The organism is Salipiger bermudensis HTCC2601 (assembly GCF_000153725.1).
In the GTDB taxonomy this organism is placed as follows: domain Bacteria; phylum Pseudomonadota; class Alphaproteobacteria; order Rhodobacterales; family Rhodobacteraceae; genus Salipiger; species Salipiger bermudensis.
The window spans coordinates 2,974,972-2,994,183 of record NZ_DS022276.1 but is presented as its reverse complement, the minus strand read 5'-3'; the positions used below and the strand labels follow the sequence as shown (position 1 = coordinate 2,994,183).

16 protein-coding genes are annotated in these 19,212 nt (G+C 66.4%); 10 read left to right on the top strand and 6 right to left on the bottom strand.

Translation table 11 applies throughout. The annotated features are described in order from the left end of the window. Positions 1–253 precede the first annotated feature (253 nt). The 4 genes from R2601_RS14070 to R2601_RS14055 all read left to right on the top strand — a co-directional run bounded on the left by R2601_RS14070 (position 254) and on the right by R2601_RS14055 (position 3,356). Positions 254–547, top strand: a complete 294-nt coding sequence (locus R2601_RS14070) for a hypothetical protein (protein ID WP_007799471.1) — start codon at positions 254–256, stop codon at positions 545–547. Positions 548–721: 174 nt separating this feature from the next. Then, positions 722–1,054, top strand: a complete 333-nt coding sequence (locus R2601_RS14065; protein WP_007799469.1) for a hypothetical protein — start codon at positions 722–724, stop codon at positions 1,052–1,054. 80 nt (positions 1,055–1,134) lie between these two features. Continuing rightward, a complete protein-coding gene (locus R2601_RS14060; protein ID WP_007799467.1) occupies positions 1,135–2,508 on the top strand; it encodes a M20/M25/M40 family metallo-hydrolase in 1,374 nt (457 codons plus the stop codon). Positions 2,509–2,825: 317 nt separating this feature from the next. Further along, positions 2,826–3,356 carry a hypothetical protein gene (locus R2601_RS14055; RefSeq protein ID WP_007799465.1) on the top strand — a complete coding sequence of 177 codons (531 nt, stop codon included), beginning with the start codon at positions 2,826–2,828 and terminating at the stop codon, positions 3,354–3,356. A gap of 156 nt (positions 3,357–3,512) precedes the next feature. Here R2601_RS14055 and R2601_RS14050 read toward each other — a convergent pair whose 3' ends face one another. Further along, positions 3,513–4,388, bottom strand: a complete 876-nt coding sequence (locus tag R2601_RS14050) for a glycosyltransferase family protein (RefSeq protein WP_007799462.1) — start codon at positions 4,386–4,388, stop codon at positions 3,513–3,515. A gap of 123 nt (positions 4,389–4,511) precedes the next feature. Between R2601_RS14050 and R2601_RS14045 the strand changes: the two genes are divergently transcribed. Beyond that, positions 4,512–5,261: a hypothetical protein gene (locus R2601_RS14045; RefSeq protein WP_007799460.1), complete on the top strand. Its 750-nt coding sequence runs from the start codon at positions 4,512–4,514 to the stop codon at positions 5,259–5,261. On the opposite strand, the gene R2601_RS14040 is transcribed toward R2601_RS14045, so the two are convergent. Both R2601_RS14040 and R2601_RS14035 read right to left on the bottom strand, forming a co-directional pair. Continuing rightward, positions 5,252–6,553, bottom strand: a complete 1,302-nt coding sequence (locus tag R2601_RS14040) for a DUF3422 family protein (protein ID WP_007799458.1) — start codon at positions 6,551–6,553, stop codon at positions 5,252–5,254. The two genes, R2601_RS14045 and R2601_RS14040, sit on opposite strands and share 10 nt — an antisense overlap. Positions 6,554–6,680: 127 nt before the next feature. Continuing rightward, a complete protein-coding gene (locus tag R2601_RS14035; protein WP_007799457.1) occupies positions 6,681–7,088 on the bottom strand; it encodes a DUF6314 family protein in 408 nt (135 codons plus the stop codon). Positions 7,089–7,304: 216 nt separating this feature from the next. On the opposite strand from R2601_RS14035, the gene purB reads away from it, so the two are divergent. The 4 genes from purB (at position 7,305) to R2601_RS14015 (ending at position 11,222) form a co-directional block, all read left to right on the top strand. Then, a complete protein-coding gene (gene purB, locus R2601_RS14030; RefSeq protein ID WP_007799455.1) occupies positions 7,305–8,609 on the top strand; it encodes an adenylosuccinate lyase in 1,305 nt (434 codons plus the stop codon). Between the two features lie 205 nt (positions 8,610–8,814). Further along, positions 8,815–8,970 (top strand): hypothetical protein, encoded by a 156-nt coding sequence (locus tag R2601_RS14025; RefSeq protein WP_007799453.1) that lies wholly within the window; start codon positions 8,815–8,817, stop codon positions 8,968–8,970. Positions 8,971–9,106: 136 nt separating this feature from the next. Then, complete coding sequence (locus tag R2601_RS14020) at positions 9,107–10,159, top strand: flagellar motor switch protein FliG (RefSeq protein ID WP_007799452.1); 1,053 nt, start codon at positions 9,107–9,109, stop codon at positions 10,157–10,159. A gap of 175 nt (positions 10,160–10,334) precedes the next feature. Next, a complete protein-coding gene (locus R2601_RS14015; protein WP_050768455.1) occupies positions 10,335–11,222 on the top strand; it encodes a lysophospholipid acyltransferase family protein in 888 nt (295 codons plus the stop codon). Here the strand turns inward: R2601_RS14015 and R2601_RS14010 are convergent. Next, positions 11,186–11,893 carry a DUF1223 domain-containing protein gene (locus R2601_RS14010; RefSeq protein ID WP_007799450.1) on the bottom strand — a complete coding sequence of 236 codons (708 nt, stop codon included), beginning with the start codon at positions 11,891–11,893 and terminating at the stop codon, positions 11,186–11,188. The two genes, R2601_RS14015 and R2601_RS14010, sit on opposite strands and share 37 nt — an antisense overlap. Before the next feature lie 231 nt (positions 11,894–12,124). Between R2601_RS14010 and acnA the strand changes: the two genes are divergently transcribed. Then, positions 12,125–14,896: an aconitate hydratase AcnA gene (gene acnA, locus R2601_RS14005; protein WP_007799449.1), complete on the top strand. Its 2,772-nt coding sequence runs from the start codon at positions 12,125–12,127 to the stop codon at positions 14,894–14,896. Positions 14,897–15,217: 321 nt separating this feature from the next. Here acnA and R2601_RS14000 read toward each other — a convergent pair whose 3' ends face one another. Both R2601_RS14000 and R2601_RS13995 read right to left on the bottom strand, forming a co-directional pair. After that, complete coding sequence (locus R2601_RS14000; RefSeq protein WP_007799448.1) at positions 15,218–16,894, bottom strand: hydantoinase B/oxoprolinase family protein; 1,677 nt, start codon at positions 16,892–16,894, stop codon at positions 15,218–15,220. Positions 16,895–17,129: 235 nt separating this feature from the next. Beyond that, entirely contained in the window at positions 17,130–19,190 is a 2,061-nt protein-coding gene (locus R2601_RS13995) for a hydantoinase/oxoprolinase family protein (protein WP_040545382.1), read from the bottom strand. Positions 19,191–19,212 lie beyond the last annotated feature (22 nt).

Here is a 19,212-nt window from a genome sequence, read left to right as displayed (position 1 = left end):
TAAGAGTCGCGGCCTTGATTTGCATCAAGACTTTCGGATCGTGTTCCGGCGCCGTCTCTCGGGGCGCATCGGGATCTGGCGCATAGATACCGTCCGAATACAGCAATTCAAGCGCGTTCCCCTGCCCTCCCGCAAGCGTGAGCGCTGCCGGCACGCGTCGGGACATCATGCCACGGCGACATTACATTCAAAAAATGATATGTTAAGAATTGCACCGCAGGTGCCATCCGAGACAATGAGAGGAGAGAGCAGCATGAAGCAGTTCGCGACACTGGCCCTTGCCGTCATCGCCCTGACCGGCAGCGCCAGCACCCTTGCCGCTGGCCACGCCAACCCGTGGACCGACGACCTGAGCGAAGTCAGGGAGAAGAACCACGACAGCAATCAGGCCAAGAGCACCGACACGCCCGGCGAAGACGAGATGCGCGGCGTCATGAGCCGCAACGCCCATGGCAAGACCAGCGGCACCGCCGCCGGGGCTGGCAGCGGCAGCGACGGCAGCGGGTCGCGCGAGGCATCCGGTGGCCGCGGCGCCGGAAAGCGCTGAGCGCTGCCGGTCGGGGCATTGCTCAACTGTCCCGGCCTCCCTGACGAAGGGTAAGGTTTATCGTACTCGCCAGACAACTCTGGCGCGTGCATCGTGATGACATTGAAAACACCCGTGGACGCCACCCCGGTGGTGCCACACCCGATTTGATAGTGGATTTTCAAAGGTCATTTCATGTGGAGCCTGTCCCTCCCGGCCCTTTCCGCGCCCACGCTGGTGCTTGGCACCGCGGCTGGCTACGCGCTGGCCACCGTCGGCATGAAGCTCTCGGCGCAGGGCCACATGGCGACCGGCCTCGCCCTCGCGATCGCGGGGTTCCTGGCTGCCTTCGCGGCAGAGATCCTGCTGATGCGTCGAGCCGAGCTCTCGGTGGTCTATCTCGCCATCATCGCCGCCGAGACGCTGCTGGTGCTCGGCTATGCCAGCTGGATCGGCGAAGGGCTGAGCCTGCGGCAGGCGCTCGGTGCCGGGATGGTGCTGGCCGGGCTCGCGGTGGTGGCGGTCTGAGCGCCTGCTCTGGACAGTGCCCACGGCGCTGGTAGGGTCGCGGCGAACCCAATCTCCCCACAGCCACAGGAGCACATGGCATGTCCCTCGACGCCGTTCTCGCCCGCATCGACAGCGATCTCCCCGCCGCAACCGATCGTCTGCTCGAGCTTCTCCGCATCCAGTCGATCTCGACCGACCCAGCCTACAAGGCCGAGTGCGACAAGGCCGCCGACTGGCTGGTGGCGGATCTGCAGTCGCTTGGCGTCAGCGCCGAGAAACGCGCCACGCCGGGCCACCCGATGGTGGTGGGCCATGTCGATGGCCCCGGCCCGCACGTACTGTTCTACGGCCATTATGATGTGCAGCCGGTCGATCCGCTGAACCTGTGGGACCGCGACCCGTTCGACCCGGCCATCGAGGAGACGCCCAAGGGCAAGGTGATCCGCGGCCGCGGCAGCTCGGACGACAAGGGCCAGCTGATGACCTTCATCGAGGCCTGTCGGGCGTGGAAGGCCGAGCACGGCGCGCTGCCCTGCAAGATCACCTTCTTCCTCGAGGGCGAGGAAGAGAGCGGCTCGCCCTCGCTGGTGCCGTTCATGAAGGAGAACGCGGAGGAGCTGAAAGCCGAGATCGCGCTGATCTGCGACACCGGCCTGTTTCAGTCGAAGACCCCGGCGATCATGACCATGCTCCGCGGCCTGCTCGGCGAGGAGCTGACCATTACCGGCCCCGACAAGGATCTGCACTCGGGCATGTATGGCGGCATCGCCATGAACCCCGCCCGCGTTCTGACCAAGATCCTCGGCGGGCTCTTCGATGAGAACGGCGTGATCCAGGTGCCCGAGCTTTATGAAGGCGTGCCGGAGCTGTCGGACGAGCTCAAGGCCCAGTGGGAGGGCTTGGGCTTCGATGCCAAGGGCTTCCTCGGCGATGTCGGGCTGTCGGTCCCCGCGGGTGAAAACAGCGTCACCCCGCTCGAGATGATCTGGGCCCGCCCCACCGCCGAGATCAACGGCATCTGGTCGGGCTATACCGGCGACGGCTTCAAGACCGTGCTGCCCTCCGAGGCCCATGCCAAGATCAGCTTCCGCCTCGTCGGCACACAGGACCCGCAGGCAATCCGCAAGAACTTCCGTGCCTGGGTCGAGGCGCAACTGCCCGCCGACTGCAAGATCGCCTGGACCGACCACAGCTGCTCGCCCGCCTCGCAGATGTCGACCGAGCATCCGGGCTTCGAGGCGGCGCGCAAGGCGCTGTCCGACGAGTGGCCCGACCCGGCGGCCTATGCGGGCTGCGGCGGCTCGATCCCGATCGCCGGCTACTTCAAGACCATCCTCGACATGGACGCCATGCTGGTAGGCTGGGGCAAGGATGACGACCAGATCCACTCGCCCAACGAGAAGTACGATCTCGAAAGCTATCACAAGGGCATTCGCAGCTGGGCGCGGATCCTCGATGCAATGTCAGCCTGACGACAGATGAACAACCTGAGGGGGACTCTTGAGAATCAAGTTTCCCCCTCAGAGACCCCCAGAAAGACTTCAGAGTGGGAAAAGTGTCAGGAAGCGCATCTAATCGCCATAAAGTTGTCACGTTCCGCCTAATTCCCCCAAAGATACCGAAAAACTTCGAGAAATTTCCGTTTTCAAATCCCGTTGCAGCCGTAATCGGCGCACAAATCCGCCATGATTGCTTCCTAGCCTACCCTTAAGGATAGGAAAGGCCCCCATGGGGATCAGCCTTCTCCCAAAAAGACGATCTGAAGGGTCGAAGGGTCAAGGAACGGATCATGAGAAACTACACGTTTCGCAAGATGACGCAGCAGGACTTCAAAGCACGGGTCAGCCGCATTGACCCCGAATTCTCGCGCCATGGCGAGGTGAAGAAGTCCTTCTCTTCCCCCGCACGTCCGATCATGTCGCTGATCATGGGCTTCGGCTGGGCCTACCTGGTGATCTCGGTCGCCCGCAACCGCGGCCATATCGAGAACAGCCTGCTTCAGGGCAATCTGCCCGCCGAATACCACGACTACGTGTTCTTCATGCTGGCCGCCCTGCTCGCGGTTTCCGCGGTGATGCTCGGCATCCACCTGTTCCGCTTCCTGATGGCGCGCCGCGCCAGCACCGACAAGCGCAACTCCGGGGGCCTTCTGGCCGGTGCCCTCGCCGCCGGCGCGCTGGTCTACACCCCGGCAAGCGTCTTCGACGCGGGCCTCGGGATGATCGATCAGAACTCTCGTTCGCTGATCGTCGCCGCTTCGAGCACCGCCAATATCGATCTCGCCTCGATCGCCTTCGTGTCCTCGAACGGCCTGAACTGATCCCTGTGACCTGATCCCATCGTGACGCGCCGACCGATCGCGCCCCCCTCACGCATCGGAAAAGCCCACGCGCCCTGACCGCCGCTTGCGGCGGTCATCGGTGTTTCTGCCAGGAGGCAGGCATACCGCCAACGCCCCACCTCCCGCACCGCTTGCTCAGAACAGCCCGCTGAACCGCTCGGGCAGCAGGTATTGCTGGTCATACTCGGGCCGGTCGAACTGCCAGTAGCCGGTCTCGCCCCGCGCCTTCCAACTCCGCTTCATGCGCTTGCGCACCCAGGCGAGGTCGAACCCCTCCTGCATCGGCAACGCCGCAAAGCCCTCGAAGAGCGCGCGGTCCTCGCCCCGCGCCTCTGCGAACCAGTGGCGCCCGATCGCGGCCTCCTTCACGCCCACGCCGATCTCTTCGGTGACGGCGTTGCGCCGGTCCATCGCCTCGACATAGGTGCCGAAGTCGCAGAACTTCAGGTGGAAAAGGTACAGCGGATCCGGCGTAAAAAGCTTCGAGGCCTGGGTGAAATGCCCGCCGCGCGCAATCTTGGTGCCGAGCGAGAGCACGCAGGGCTTGGAGTAATGCGGCGCCAGCCGCACGTGACGGCGCGGCCCGAGGATCTGCCCCTCGATCGCCTGCTCTTCAAGATCGATGCGATGGATCACCTCGAGCCCCAGAGGCGTCAGCACCCGCCGCAGCGGCTGCTCGGCAAGATAGTCCACCAGCCCGCGCCCCTCCTCTGGGTCGAGCACGACCAGCTCGTCCACATCGCCCACGATGACATGTTTGTAATAGCTGCGCAGCCCCGCCACGACACCGTTCAGCAGCCGCCAGCGCTTCATGTCGAAATTCGGATGCGGATCGCCCGGGATGCCGATCACGTTGCAGCCCTCGGCCAGCGTCGCGACCTCCTCGCCGCGCCCGTGGTTGACGATGTAGCAGTTCTCGCGCCCCAGCATCTCGCCGTAATGGCGCAGCCACGCCTTCAGGAAGAACGCGTCGTCCCGCACCATCGTCACCGCCGCCACGACCGATTGCATCCGCCCCATCCCTTTCTTGCCAGCTGCCCCGGCAATAGCCTATCGGCATGTCACTCTAAAGAGAATCGCCATTGCCAGCCCGGCCCGCCAGCGTTGCGGGCATATCACGCGAGGCCCGTCCGCATGATCCCCGACGACTTCCCCGAGACCGGCCTGCATTTTGCCCTGACCGGAGCGAAGATCACCCGCTACCAGGTCTTCGGCGAGCGGTCCTCTGGCACCAATTACGTCAAGCGCCTGATCGGGCGGAACACCGCGCTGGCCCCGAGCGACGATTTCGGCTGGAAGCACGGCTTCCCGCACATGACCGCGATCCCCGCCGATCTCGCGGTGATCTGCGTCATCCGCCACGCCGCCGAATGGGCGCTGTCGATGCACTCGAAACCCTGGCACTGCCCGCCCGCGATGCAGCGCCTGCCCTTCGCCGCGTTCCTGCGCGCCGAGTGGGCCACCATCGCCGACCGGCCGCGCTACTTCCCGCAGGTGCAGGCGCATGGCGGCAGCGGCGAGGCGCTGCAACTCGACCGCCATCCGCTGACAGGGGCGCCCTTCGCCAATCTCTTCGCCCTGCGCCGCGCCAAGCTCGAGGGGCTGCTGGGCTTTCTCAACCGCGGCTGCTCGGTCATCTTCTGCCGGCTGGAAACCGTGCAAGGAGATCCCCAGGGCTTTTTGAAAACGCTGGAGAAACGGCTTACTCTGCCGCCCGCGCCGCAAACCTATCGCCCGGTGGTCAAGCGCCTCGGCTCGCGTTTCCTGCCCTCGGTCGAAGAGCGCCCCTCGACGCCGGACCTGCTCTCGCCGGAGGATCTCACCTTCCTGCAAAGCCAGCTCGATCTCGGGCGCGAGGCGGATCTCGGCTACCGCTATTCGTGAGCCTCGCCGCCCTCGACCTTGGCGCGGATGCGCCTGAGCCCGAGCCAGACCGCCAGCACCACCGGCGGCACCACCAGCGCTGTCATCATGCCCTTGCTGAGCCCCGCCATCCCCGCAAGCGGGTAAAGCAGGTAGGCCACCAGCGACACCGCGTAATAGCTGATCGCCACGACCGAAAGCCCCTCGACCGTGTGCTGCAGCCGCAGCTGCAACCCGGCGCGCCGGTCCATGCTCTCGAGCAGGTCCTGATTCTGTGCCGAGCGTTTGACCTCGACCCGCGTGCGCAGCAGATCGCCTGCCCGCATCGCCCGCGCCGACATCGCCTCGAGCCGTTTCTCGGCGCTCTTCACAGTGCGCATGGCCGGATCGAAGCGCCGCGCCATGAACTCGCGGAAGGTCTGACGCCCCTCGAAGCGCTCCTCCCGCAGCACGGCGATGCGCTGCGTCACCAGCGCTTCATAGGCACCGGTCGCCGAGAGCCGGAACGCGGTCTGCGCCGACAGGGTCTCGAGCTCGGAGGACACCCTTAGCAATGCCTGCAGCGTCTCTTCCTCGGGCGCGTCGCTATGGGTCATGGCGGTCATCAGCCGGGTCAGCTCCTCGTCGATCTCGGTCATCCGCGGCTGGATTGCCCGCACCCGGGTGAACCCCAGCATTGACAGCGCCTTGTAGGTCTCGATCTCGCAGAGCCGCTGCACGATGCGCCCGACCCTGCGCACCCCGACATCGCTGCGCGGGAACACCGCAAAGCGCAGATGGCCGCCCTCGTCGATGCGGAAGTCGCCCGCCACCACGACGGCATCGTCGATCACCCGGCTCACCGCGAGGCTGTCGGCCACCATCCAGTCCCGCGTCATATCGTTGATCCGATCCTCGTCCTCGGGGCGCTCGCAGATCCGCAGCATCGCCGAGGTCACCCGCACGCCCGGCGCATCGCGCAGCCAGTCATCCGGAAACACCTCGAAATCTGCCGGATCGTAGGGCCGCTCGCCAAGCCCGTTGAGAAACACCGTGTAGGTGACGAACTCGGTATGCTGCTCCCATTTCAGCACGTGCTTGCCGATGGCGGCGGTGAAATGCGTCGCTCCGGGCTGCGGATGCTGGGTGCCGTAGCGGTCGAGCAGGTCGAGCAGGTGATCGAGATCCTCCGAGCGGTCGCGCGAGGCCGCGTCCTGCGCCTTCTTGATGGCAAGGTAGACCGCCCGCGCCGGCGCCTGCAGCGCGGGAAACGGGCGGGCGTGCAGCTCGTTGGCGAGCTGGTAGCGCAGCGGGTGGTCCTCGATCGGGGGCATGGGGCGTCCTCGGGCAGTCATCTGCCGAAACCTACAAGGCCCCCGCCCGAAGTAAAGAAAATTTCACCAGCCGTTTCAGCGCCTTAGCGGGATACAAACGTATACCCGGGCACAAGCCACGGAAATCTCACTGCTTTGACGGCCCCACCGGCAGGTAGCGCGAGACCATGACATAGTCCTTGCGGGGCCCCCGCACCTGCCAGCGCGCCTGCCACTCCGGCCAGCGGCTGAAATCGTAATGCACGTCGTACTGGTCGGGATCGCACCAATGCGCCGCAGCGCCCCCCTCCTCGGGGACCTGGTGAAAGAACCGCCCGTCATCGAAGAACACCCGCAGGTCGCGGTCCCAGAGATAGCGCCGCTCGGCCGCGAAGCGCCCCTGCCCCATCATGAGCTCGCCACGCTCGACATAGACCGCGCCCTCGCCCTCGGGCCGCCATTCGGCCACCCCTTCGAACCGCGCAGAGCTGCCATCGCCGTGCGAGATCTCCCGCTCAAGCTGCCATGTCCCGAGAAACCCCTCCAACCCGCGCATCGCCTTGTCCTTCTCTACGTCCAAAATACTCCGGGGGAGTCGCAGCTCCGCTGCGGCGGGGGCAGCGCCCCCTCTTGCCCCGGCGTCGCGGCTCGGGCGACCATCGGACAGCGCCCTCTTGCGCGCCCCGCCTGCCGCAAAGGCAGCCGACCCTTGCCGCCCAGCCCCTCACGCCCTATGACGCGCGCAATCCGCACGCAACCCCGAGGACAGCCGATGATCCCCCGTTATGCCCGCCCCGAGATGACCGCGATCTGGGAGCCCGCCACCAAGTTCCGCATCTGGTACGAGATCGAGGCCCATGCCTGCGACGCGCAGGCCAAGCTTGGCGTGATCCCGCAGGAAAACGCTGACGCCGTCTGGAAAGCCAAGGATGTCGAGTTCGACGTCGCCCGCATCGACGAGATCGAAGCCGTCACCAAGCATGACGTCATCGCCTTCCTGACCCACCTCGCCGAGCATGTGGGCTCCGACGAGGCGCGCTTCGTGCACCAGGGCATGACCAGCTCCGACGTGCTCGACACCTGCCTCAACGTGCAGCTGGTCCGCGCCGCAGACATCCTGCTCGAGGGCGTCGACAAGGTGCTCGCGGCGCTGAAGAAGCGTGCGCTCGAGCACAAGATGACGGTCCGCGTCGGCCGCAGCCACGGCATCCACGCCGAGCCGACCACCATGGGCCTGACCTTCGCGCGGTTCTACGCCGAGATGGACCGCAACAAGAACCGTCTCGAGAAGGCCAAGTGGGAGATCGCAACCGGCGCGATCTCTGGCGCCGTCGGCACCTTCGCCAACATCGACCCGGCGGTGGAGGAGCATGTCTGTGAAAAGCTCGGCCTGCGCGCCGAGCCGATCTCGACCCAGGTGATCCCGCGTGACCGTCACGCCATGTTCTTCGCCACGCTTGGCGTGATCGCCTCCTCGATCGAGAACATCGCCATCGAGATCCGCCACATGCAGCGCACCGAGGTGCTGGAAGGCGCCGAGTTCTTCTCGATGGGCCAGAAGGGCTCCTCGGCGATGCCGCACAAGAAGAACCCGGTGCTGACCGAGAACCTCACCGGCCTCGCCCGCCTCGTGCGGATGACGGTGATCCCGGCGATGGAGAACGTGGCGCTGTGGCACGAGCGCGACATCTCGCACAGCTCGGTCGAGCGCGGCATCGGTCCTGACGCCACCATCACCCTCGACTTCGCGCTGAACCGCCTCGCGGGCGTGGTCGACAAGATGATCATCTACCCGCAGAACATGCTCGACAACATGAACAAGTTCCCCGGGCTGGTGATGTCGCAGCGCGTGCTGCTGGCGCTGACCCAGGCCGGCGTGAGCCGCGAGGATGCTTATTCCATGGTCCAGCGCAACGCGCTCAAGGTCTGGGAAGAGCGCCTCGATTTCCGCGAGCTGCTGCTGGCGGACGAAGAGGTCGTGGCCGCCCTCGGTGTCGACGGCATCAACGAGAAGTTCGACATGGGCTACCACACCAAGCACGTGGACACGATCTTCAAGCGCGTCTTCGGCGAATAAGCCGCGCCTTGCCCATAGCCTCCGGCCGGACGTGCAGCGTGCCCGGCCGGAGGCGCACCACCACGGTGGTGCATCGCCGGCGACAGCCGGCGTTTTGCCGAAGCTCTCCCCGTCACGGCGATGTGAAACCGACATCCGCGCGGTTTCTTTTTGCCGCCACGTCAACCCGTGCTAGCCTTCCCGTATTCCAACAGGAGGACGCAAGATGACGATCAAGACCCTACTGACCGCCGCTGCCCTCGCCGTGGCCCCCTTCGCCGCCACCGCAGCCTGCACCGGCCATAGCGAGGCCAAGGTGAGCTGCGCCGCCGGCACGGTGTTTGACGCCGCCACCGGCACCTGCAAGGTCATCTCCGGCTGACACATCGCTCACGGAGCTGGATCGAGGCGGCCCAACGGGTCGCCTTTTTTCGTCGCGGCCCGCAAGCCGTCATTTGATGAGGCTTCGTTAACCCCGACGCGCTACCTCTTCGGATGTCCCATCCCAAGCGGTGTCCATGTCCCACGCTTCCTCTCTCGCCGCCCTTCCCGGCCCCTCCTCCGGTCGCGGTCCGCTGACCCGGCGCGCCAAGGCCGCCATCGTGGTGCAGTTCCTGCTCAACGAGGGTGCCGACATTCCGCTCTCCGCCCTGCCGGACGATCTCCAGGCCGAGCTCACGGCGCAGCTCGGCCGCATGCGCTATATCGACCGGGAAACGCTGAACAGCGTGATCGAGGAATTCACCAACGAGCTCGAACAGATCGGCATGTCCTTCCCCGGCGACATGGCCGGCGCGCTCTCGGCGCTCGACGGGCGCATCAGCCACCGCACCGCCGCGCGCCTGCGCAAGGAGGCCGGGGTGCGCCAGACCGGCGACCCGTGGGAACGGATCAACGGGCTCGAAGAAGAGCGGCTCGAGACGCTGGTTCTGGGCGAATCGACCGAGGTCGCGGCAGTCATGATGTCCAAGATCGAGACCGCGAAGGCCGCCAAGGTGCTCGCCCGTTTGCCCGGTGATCGTGCCCGGCGCATCAGCTACGCCATCTCGATGACCGCCGGCGTCAGCCCCGAGGCGGTCGATCGCATCGGCCTCAGCATCGCCGCCCAGCTCGATGCCGAACCGCCCCGCGCCTTCGAGAAAAAGCCCAACGAACGGGTCGGCGCGATCCTCAACTATGCCGCCAGCGCCAAGCGCGACGAGGTGCTCGAAGGGCTGGAAGAGACCGACAAGGACTTCGCCGAGGCGGTGCGCAAGGCGATCTTCACCTTCGCCAACATCCCCGAGCGGTTGAAGCCCGAGGATGTGCCCAAGATCACGCGCGACGTGCCCGGCGATGTGCTGACCATGGCCATCGCCGCCTCTAGCAGCGAGGACGATCTCAAGGCGGTCGAGTTCATCCTCGAGAACGTGTCCAAGCGCATGTCGGGCTCGCTGCGCGAGGATGCCGCCGGGATGAGCGTCAACGCCAAGAAGGGCGAGGCCGCGATGAACGAGGTGGTCTCGGCGATCCGCGACCTCGTCAATACCGGAGAGATCGAGCTGCGCGATCCCGACGGCGACGACGACTGAGCGTCGGCGGTGAAACACGATGGCCCAACCCGGCGCAAGGCCTCCGCGCGCAGCCCCCTTCCGGGACCTGGCGCTTGTGCCGCGCGGCCGCCCGGCCTATCTCTTCGCCCGCAACGACAGGAGCGGACGCTTGGGCAAGAGCAAGGACACACCGCGCGGCGGCTGGGCCGATTGGATGGCGGACCGCGCCCTGCGCGGCCTGATCGCGCTGGCGCTCACCCTGCCCCTGCGCAGCCGTCTGCGGATCATGGGCTGGGCCGTGCGCCGGGTCATCGCGCCGCTCGCCGGCTACCGGACCCGCGTGCTCGACAACCTCGCCCATGTCTGGCCCGACCTGCCCGAGCCCGAGCGCCAGCGCATCGCCGACGAGGTGACCGAGAATGCCGGCCGCACGATGATCGAGAATTACGACGTCGCCGGCCTGCTCGAGCGCATGAAGGATGCCCCGGTCTCCGGAGACGGCCTGCCCGAGATAGAGCGCGCCCGCGCCGAGGGCCGCCCCGTGCTTTTCGTCACCGGCCATTACGGCAATTTCGAAGCCCCGCGCGCGGCGTTGGTGGCGCGTGGCTGGCGCATCGGCGGGCTCTACCGTCCAATGGCCAACCCGTTCTTCAACGAGCATTACGCCGCCAACATGCACGCGCTGTCGGACCCGGTCTTCGAACAGGGCCGGCGCGGGACCATGGGCCTGTTGAAGCACATCCGCGGCGGCGGCATGGGCGTGCTGCTCTTCGATGTCTACAGCAGCGACGGCACGCCGATCGACTTCCTCGGCCAGCCCGCCCCCACCCTGACCTCGAGCGCGGAGATCGCGGTCAAGACCGACGCGCTCTTCGTGCCGTTCTTCGGCATCCGGCAGCCCGACGGCGTGTCCTTCGAGGCGGTGTTCGAGGCGCCGATCCCGCATGGTGATCCGGTCGAGATGATGCGCGCGGCGACCCGCCGGCTCGAGGCGCGGATCGAGGCGGATCCCGGTCAGTGGTTCTGGATTCACCGACGCTGGAAACCGAAACGGCAGGCCAAGCGTCAGCGCAAGCGCGCGGCGGCGAGAATGGCGCCGTAATCCTTCTCCTGAAGCATCACGACCACCGGGTCGGATCCCTCAAGCGCGACGTTCATCTCGAGATCGGCATCGCCGTTCCAGACGCCCAACACCTGCCAGCCATGCGCCACATGGGTATAGGTGATTTCACGCCCGGCGTTTTCGCCATCCAGGATGTCGACGCGTTCGCGCGGGGAATAGCGCACCATTTGCACCACGGTTTCCGGCAGCGCCGACAGCGGCTGAGCGGTGATCTGAAGCGTGTCGCCGTCGCGGCTCAGACTGACCCGCGCCTGCGCCGGCTTCTCGCTGGCGTGGCGGATCGCGTCGACAACCTTCATCGGGCGTGAGCCGACCACGTCGTAGACCCCGCCCACCATCATCTGGGGCGTGTAGATCGACCGCCGACCGGCGGACCGGGCATAGCCCTTCTGCCGCTTGGTGAAGACCGGATCGGCGAAATTGTCCTTCCAGCCGATGTAGTCCCAGTAATCGACATGCAGCGCCAGCGGGATCACGTTCTCCTGCTCGCCGAGCTCGGCCAGGATCGCATCCGCCGCCGGGCACGAGGCACAGCCCTGCGAGGTGAACAGTTCGACCACCACGGGATGCTCGTCCGCGCCGGCCACCGTCGCCGAAACGGCAAGACAGGCAGCGGCGATCCAGTGGCTCCATCGGCTTTGTCGAAGCATCGGTGGTCTTTTCCCTGTTTTTCCCCCGATCCGGGGTATCCAAACGCGCTTGAAATAACCAATCAAGGTTTTGCGAGAGCAGGTGAAGCGCGCCAGCCGTGGCACGAATGCAAAACATTTGGTATTCTACGGTATACAATTTGGCGCAAAGCCCTTGAAGACTAGATGTTCATGCGCCAGTTATTTGAGAAGCACACGCTTTTCTCCAGCCTTCATGCAAGGGAGCCAGACATGCCTATCACGGTCGGACACGACACATCCAAGACGCGCAAGACGCTTGAGGTGAACGGCAAGAGCTATGCCTATTATTCCATCCCCGCCGCCGAGGCGGCCGGGCTCGGCGATTTCTCCAAGCTGCCCGCGGCGCTGAAGGTCGTGCTCGAGAACATGCTCCGCTTCGAGGATGGCAAGACCGTCTCGGTGGATGACATCAAGGCGTTCTCCGACTGGGCCAAGGACGGCGGCAAGGGCAACCGCGAGCTCGCCTATCGCCCTGCCCGCGTATTGATGCAGGACTTCACCGGCGTGCCGGCGGTGGTCGACCTTGCCGCGATGCGCGACGGCATCAAGGCGCTTGGCGGCGACGCCCAGAAGATCAACCCGCTGAACCCGGTCGATCTGGTGATCGACCACTCTGTGATGATCGACGAGTTCGGCAACCCGCGCGCCTTCCAGATGAACGTGGATCGCGAATACGAGCGCAACATCGAGCGCTACGAGTTCCTCAAGTGGGGCCAGTCGGCGTTCAACAACTTCCGCGTCGTGCCCCCGGGCACCGGCATTTGCCACCAGGTGAACCTCGAATACCTCGCCCAGACGGTCTGGACCGACGAGGATCAGGACGGCCAGGAGGTCGCCTATCCCGATACGCTGGTGGGCACCGACAGCCACACCACCATGGTCAACGGCGCCGCCGTGCTGGGCTGGGGCGTGGGCGGCATCGAGGCCGAGGCCGCGATGCTCGGCCAGCCGATCTCGATGCTGATCCCCGAGGTGGTGGGCTTCAAGCTCACCGGCGAGATGATGGAAGGCACCACCGGCACCGACCTCGTGCTCAAGGTCGTCGAGATGCTGCGCGAGAAGGGCGTGGTCGGCAAGTTCGTGGAGTTCTACGGCTCCGGCCTCGACAACCTGCCGCTGGCGCAGCGCGCCACGATCGCCAACATGGCCCCCGAATACGGCGCCACCTGCGGCTTCTTCCCGATCGACGCCGAGACCATCCGCTATCTCGAGCAGACCGGCCGCGAGAAGGACCGCATCGCGCTGGTCGAGGCCTATGCCAAGGAGAACGGTTTCTGGCGCACCCCCGATTACGATCCGGTCTACACCGATACGCTCGAGCTCGACATGGGCACCATCGTGCCCGCGATCTCCGGGCCCAAACGCCCGCAGGATTACATCGCGCTTGACGGCGCGGCCCCGGCCTTTGCCAAGTTCGTCGAGGACCAGCGCGCCGGCAAGGATGCCTCCGAGAGCTCGGAAGCCCGCTGGGAAGCCGAGGGCGGCGCACCGGAGCCGGCGGACATCCCCGGCGATCAGGGCCACCACAGGAAGGGCTGGTACAAGACCGACGACGGCGCCTACCAGCTGCATGACGGCTCGATCGTGATCGCCTCGATCACGTCCTGCACCAACACCTCGAACCCCTACGTGATGATCGGCGCCGGCCTCGTCGCCCGCAAGGCGCGCGAGCTCGGCCTGAACCGCAAGCCGTGGGTCAAGACCTCGCTGGCCCCGGGCTCCAAGGTCGTCTCCGACTATCTCGAGGCCGCCGGCCTGCAGGAGGATCTCGACGCGGTGGGCTTCAACCTCGTGGGCTATGGCTGCACCACCTGCATCGGCAACTCCGGCCCGCTCGATGAGCCGATCTCGAAGGCGATCAACGACTATGACCTGATCGCCACCTCGGTGCTGTCGGGCAACCGCAACTTCGAGGGCCGGATCTCGCCCGACGTGCGTGCAAACTACCTCGCTTCGCCGCCGCTGGTGGTGGCCTATGCGCTGGTGGGCGACATGAACGTCAACATCGCCACCGATCCGATCGGCACCGACAAGGATGGCAACGATGTCTATCTCAAGGACATCTGGCCCTCGAATGCCGAGATCGCCGAGCTGGTCGAGAAGACCGTGACCCGCGAGTCGTTCCAGTCGAAATATGCCGACGTGTTCAAGGGCGACGAGAAGTGGCAGTCCGTGGAGGTGAACGGCGGCGAGACCTATGACTGGCCGGCGAGCTCGACCTACGTGCAGAACCCGCCCTACTTCCAGGGCATGTCCAAGGAGCCGGGCGAGATCACCAATATCGAGGGCGCCAAGGTGCTGGCCCTGCTGGGTGACATGATCACCACCGACCACATCTCGCCCGCCGGCTCGTTCAAGGAAAGCACCCCGGCCGGCCAGTACCTGATCGAGCGTCAGGTGCCCGTGCGCGAGTTCAACTCCTACGGCTCGCGGCGCGGCAACCACGAGGTGATGATGCGCGGCACCTTTGCCAACATCCGCATCAAGAACGAGATGCTGGACGGCGTCGAGGGCGGCTACACCAAGGGCCCCGACGGCGAGCAGACCTCGATCTACGATGCCTCGATGGCACATCAGGAGCAGGGCACTCCGCTGGTGATCTTCGGTGGCGAGCAATACGGCGCCGGGTCCTCGCGCGACTGGGCCGCCAAGGGCACGGCGCTGCTGGGCGTCAAGGCGGTGATCGCCGAGAGCTTCGAGCGCATCCACCGCTCGAACCTCGTGGGCATGGGCGTGATCCCGTTCGAGTTCACCGGCGGCGATACCCGCAAGACGCTGGAACTGACCGGCGAGGAGACCGTCTCGATCACTGGGCTCGACACCATCACCCCGCTGGCCGAGGTGCCCTGCTCGATCACCTATGCGGATGGCTCCACCAAGGAGATCACCCTCAAGTGCCGCATCGATACGGCGATCGAGAAGGAATATGTCGAGCACGGCGGCGTACTCCACTACGTGCTGCGCGATCTCGCCGCCGCTTGATATCTGATCGTGCCACCCGCGCGCTGGCGCGGGTGGCACGATCACAAGAACGTAGAAACCCGCCGGTCTGACCGGCGGTTTTTTTCGAACGTTCCCATCGTCTCACCACGACGCGGAGCCTGCCGCGCCATCGCCGGTCCGTGGGATGGCGATCTTTCGATTTGATCCTCTCGATTTATCCCGACCAAATCCGAAGGACCTCGCAACTCAGCGCCCAGACCAGACAAATCGCCAGCCCGGGGGGCGGGCCATGCCAGAGGCATGCTTCCAGCATGACGATGGCGCGGCAGCCTTCAGCCTTGTTCCGCGCCGGGGAAGCGCTCACCCAAAGAGCCGCTTCGCCTCTTCCGCCGAGTACCGCCCGAGCCGCACGTCCTCGTCGACCAGTGTCCGGTCACGAGTCGCCGGATCGCCATAGCCGCCACCGCCGGGGGTCTTCACCCGCACCCGGTCGCCCGCCACCAGCGAGATGTCCTGCGCCTTCGACAGGTGCGCCGGCGTGAAGGTCTCGCCGCCGCGCGTCACCGCCACCTCGTTGACCGCGCCGTCGCCGCCGCCGAGCGCCCCCTGCGGGCCGAAGCGACCATGATCCATAACAAAGCTCGCCCGCGCCTGCCCCTTGAGGATCTCGACCTCGTAGTCGAGCCCGAACCCGCCGCGCTGCGCGCCCGCCCCGCCCGAGCCCTCGCGCAGGGCATAGCGGTGGTAGAGCACCGGGAATTGCTGCTCCATGATCTCCACCGGGGGGGCCTTGGAGATGCCGATGGTCGAGCAGCCGTTGGAGATGCCGTCGCCGCCCGCGTAGCCGCCATAGCCGCCGCCCGAGATCTGGTACATGACGTAGCTCTGCCCGGTCTCGGGCACCTCGCCGCCCAGCGCGAAATTGCCCGAGGAGCCCGCGGGGGCCGCGCTCACCTTGCCCGGCAGCGCCTCGACCAGAGCCGCGAACACCGCCTCGGCGATGCGCTGGCTGACCTCCGCCGCGCAGCCCGAGACCGGGCGCGGGTATTGCGCGTCGAGGAAGGTGCCCTCGGGGCGCTTGACGGTGAGCGGCTCGAAAGCGCCGGCGCTGATCGGCACATCGGGAAAGATGTGCCGCATGGCAAGGTAGACCGAGCTCAGCGTGGTGGCGATGACCGAGTTCATCGGCCCTTGGCAGGGCGGGCTGGAGCCCGCGAAATCGAAGCTCAGCCCTTCGCCATCGGCGGTCACCGCGAGCTTGATCTCGAGCGGTTCGTTCACCACGCCATCGCTGTCGATATAGGCGGTGGAGCGGTAGGTGCCGGGCGGGATCTGCGCGATCTGCGCCCGCATCTGCTCGGCGGCGCGGCTGCGCAGCTCGCGGATGGCCTCGCGCACGGTGTCGTCTCCGTAGCGGTCGAGCAGCCGGGTGAGCCGCGCCTCACCCACGTAGAGCGCCGCCGCCTGCGCCTTGACGTCGCCGATGCGCTGGTCCGCGACTCGAATGTTGGAGCAGATGATGGCGTAAATCTCGGGGTCGAGCTCGCCGTTCTTGAACAGGCGCACGGGTGGCAACCGCAGCCCCTCCTGCTCGACCGCCGTGGCCGAGGCCGAGAACCCGCCGGGCACCGCGCCGCCGGTATCGGGCCAGTGACCGGTGTTGGACAGCCAGCAGAAGATCTCGCCATTGCGCCAGACCGGCATTGCAAAACGCACGTCCATCAGGTGGGTGCCGCCGAGATAGGGATCGTTGACGATGTAGATGTCGCCGGGCTTCGGCGCGATCACCTTGCCCTCTTCGATCATCCTGATCAGCGTCGCGGTGGAATACTGCATCACGCCGACGAAGACCGGCAGGCCCTGGGAGCCTTGTGCGATCAGGCTGCCATCCTCGGCGGAATAGATCCCGTCCGAGCGGTCGTTGGCTTCGGCGATCACAGGCGAGAAGGCGGCGCGGGAGAAGGACAGATCCATCTCGTCGCAGACCTGCTGCAGGCCGGACTGGATGACCGTGAGGGTGATGGGATCGAGCGTCATGTCAGACCTCCGAAGACAGCAAGGGCGGGAAGGGAGGATGCCTCCGGCGGGAGTATTTTTGACGAAGAGAAGACAGGGGCGCCGCTCCCGGCTTCTTTACGTTGCAAATACTCCACGGGGGGCGGATGGGCGTCCCGGAAAGCGTCCGGGGGACGGTTTCGCCCTGACGTGGGCGGAGCCCAGGGTGCGGGGTGTGAAACCCACACTCCGGCGCCGGAGCTCTTGATGCCGCCGGTCATGTGCGTGGCCCCACGGTCACGATGAGATTGCCATCGGTATCCTGCGTGGCCACGTCGCCGGGCTCGAGCACCAGGGTGCAGTCCATCTGCTCGACGATGGCCGGCCCCGAAAGCGTGGCTTCCGCCGGCAGGTGGTCGCGCCAGTAGATCGGGGTGTCGATCCAGGCGTCGAAGAACACCGGGCGGGTGCCGGTGCGGGCCTCGTCCAGCGTCGCCTTGCGGCCCGCGGGGTCGATCAGCGCCGAGAGGTCGATCTCGGGGCGGCGGCCGATGACAGAGGTGTTGACGTTGACCAGCGCCGGGCGGATTTCCGGCAGCTTGACCTGGAAGCGCTTGAAATAGGCCTCCTCGAACAGCGCCTGAAGTGCCTCGCGCGTGGGCGTCGCCGAGGGCAGAGGCACGCGCAGCAGGTGGGTCTGGCCGATGAAGCGCATCTCGACCGAGAAGGAGATCTTCTCCTCGGCGATCTCGACCCGCTCGCGCCCGATGGCGGCGCGGCCCTCCTCGACCTGGCGGGCGAAGAGCGCGTGCACCTCCTCCATGTCACAGGCATCCAGCGGCTGGTTCACCGTGGCCACGTAATCGTGGCGCAGGTCGGCCACCACGCAGCCCAGCGCGTTGGTGATGCCGGGCCGCGCCGGTACCAGCACCCGCGGCACGCCGAGCTCGCGCGCGATGGCGCAGGCGTGCAGCGGTCCGGCCCCACCAAAGGCGAAGAGCGCGAAGTCGCGCGGGTCCTCGCCGAGCGAAATCGACACCATGCGCACCGCGTCGGCCATCTTGGCCGTGGCGATGCGCAGCACCGCCGCTGCCGCCTCGGTGGCGTCCAGCCCCAGCGCATCGCCGAGCCGTGACTGGAAGGCGGCGCGGATGGTTTCGAGCGAGACATCGCCGGAGATGGTGTTGAGCTTGCCCGGATCCATCCGGCCCAGCGCCATGTTGGCATCCGAGATGGTGGGCTCGAGGCCGCCCTTGCCGTAGCAGATCGGCCCCGGCACCGAGCCGGCGCTGTCGGGCCCCACCTGCAAGAGCCCCGCCGCGTCAACCCGCGCGATGGAGCCGCCACCCGCCCCCACGGTGCGCACGTCGACCATCGGCACGTGGATCGGCATGGCATACTCGATCTCGATCTCGTGCGAGACCGCCGGATCGGCACCGCGGATCATCGCCACATCCGTGGAGGTGCCGCCCATGTCATAGGTCAGAAGATCGGGGATGCCGGCGCGCCGCCCGGTATAGGCGGCGGCCATGACACCTGACGCCGGACCGGACATCACCGTCTTGGCGGCCTCCTCGGCCACCACTCGGGCCGAGACCATGCCACCATTGCCGTTCATCACCAAGAGGTCACGCTCATAGCCGCGCTCCGACAGCCGGTCGGCCAGCCGCTCGACATAGCGGCGCAACAGCGGCTGCACCGAGGCATTGACCGCCGCGGTCACGCCGCGTTCGAACTCGCGGCTTTCCGAGATCAGCGCGTGGCCGAGGGTGATGTTGCCGTTGGGCCAGATCTCGCGGGCGATCTCGCCGCCGCGGATCTCGTGGGCGGGGTTGGCATAGGCATGCAGGAAGTGGATCACCAGCGCCTCGCAGCCCTTGTCGAGCAGCTCCGCAAGCGCGGCGCGCAGCGCGTCCTCGTCGAGGGCCGCGTATTCCGAGCCGTCCGCCAGCATGCGCTCGGGGATCTCGAGCCGCAGGTCGCGCGGAATGATCGGGCGGAACTGGCCGGTCATGCCATAGGCGTGCGGGCGCGTCCGGCGGCCAAGCTCGAGCACGTCGCGGAAGCCCAGTGTCGTCACCAGCCCGGTCTTGCAGAGCTGACGCTCGAGTACCGCGTTGGTGGTGGTGGTGGTGCCGTGCACGATGAGATCAAGCGCCGCGGCGTCCACCGCCGCCGCATCGAGCGCCGCAAGCACCCCCTTCGACTGGTTGTCGAGCGTGGTGGGCACCTTGGCGAGCTTCACCGCCCGCGCCTTGCTGTCGTAGAACACCAGGTCGGTGAAGGTGCCGCCCACGTCAATCCCGGCGAAGCGTCCGGTGAGGGTCTTGTCGGTCATCTCGGGGGCCTTTCCTGCGGCA